Raw genomic sequence first — 1,032 nt, 5'->3', positions numbered from 1 at the left:
CCGCCGGCGCCACGCCGCCGCGCGCCCGCGCCTCCGGCATCGCCACCGCCGCCACCGCCCGCACCGTGCAGCCGGCAAGATCGAGCGTCTCCACCGCGCAATCCTCCTCATGCAGCAGCAGCACGACCTCGCCCGAAGGCGGCGGATCGAATTGCGGCGGAAGCGCCGGCCCCGGCCGCACCGCCTCGGTGAGCGGTTCCGCCGCCTCGTCGAGCAGCCCGCGCGGATCGAACCGCCCGCCGGTGAAGCGCGCGATGTTCTCCGCCCGCGCGAGATAGTGCTTGCCCGGCGTGTGCAGCCCCGCCACCCACCGCCACGACAGCGTGTTGGAGGCGATGTCGCCATCCAGCAGGTGGCGGAGAAAGAAATCCGCCCCGAGTTCCCAGGGCAGCCGCAGCGTGAAGATCCAGATCGAGGCGAACCACATCCGCGCATGGTTGTGCAGGTAGTTCCGCGCGACGATCTCCCGCGCCCAGGAATCGAAACAGTCGATCCCGGTCCGCCCGGCGCAGGCATCGTGAAACGCGCGCCGCAGCCCCTCCTCGGTCGCGAGCCGGTTCTCCGCCCGCCGCAGCCCGGCGCGATAGAGATCGTACACGCCGGGCCGCTGCTCCAGCCAGCCCTTCCAGTAGGTCCGCCAGCCGACCTCCTCGATGAATTTCGCGGCCGCCTCGCCATGCGCCGCGAACGCCGCCCGCGCCACCTCCGCCTCGGTCAGCAGCCGGTGCCGCAGCCAGGGCGACAGCTGCGAGACCGCCCCTTTCCGCTCCGGTCCGGGATCGGTATTCCGCCCCGCCGCATAAGCCGCCCCGGCGCGCGGCAGGAAGGCGGCAAGGCGGTCGAGCCCGGCGTCGCGGGTGGGAATCGGTTCGGCATCCATGCCCCGCAAATGGCGCCTCGGCCGCTCTTGGCAATGCCCGCCGGATCGGCCAAACAGACTGACAGGAGGTTTGGGTGGACAAACAGGCCGTGACCAGCGCCGACATCGCCGCCGCCGAGCGCGTTCTCGGCATCGCCCAGACCGGGCCGGAA

The 1,032-nt window shown here is 72.1% G+C and carries 1 protein-coding gene; it reads right to left on the bottom strand.

Going from position 1 to position 1,032, the window contains the following annotated elements; translation table 11 throughout:
* Nucleotides 1-880 (bottom strand): FAD-binding domain-containing protein (locus APM_RS13230; RefSeq protein WP_007423867.1); only part of this gene is annotated, 880 nt, incomplete at its 3' end.
* Nucleotides 881-1,032: the final 152 nt, after the last annotated feature.

The sequence above is a fragment of the Acidiphilium sp. PM genome, from assembly GCF_000219295.1.
Lineage (GTDB): Bacteria > Pseudomonadota > Alphaproteobacteria > Acetobacterales > Acetobacteraceae > Acidiphilium > Acidiphilium multivorum.
This window is presented reverse-complemented; position numbering and strand designations above follow the sequence as displayed.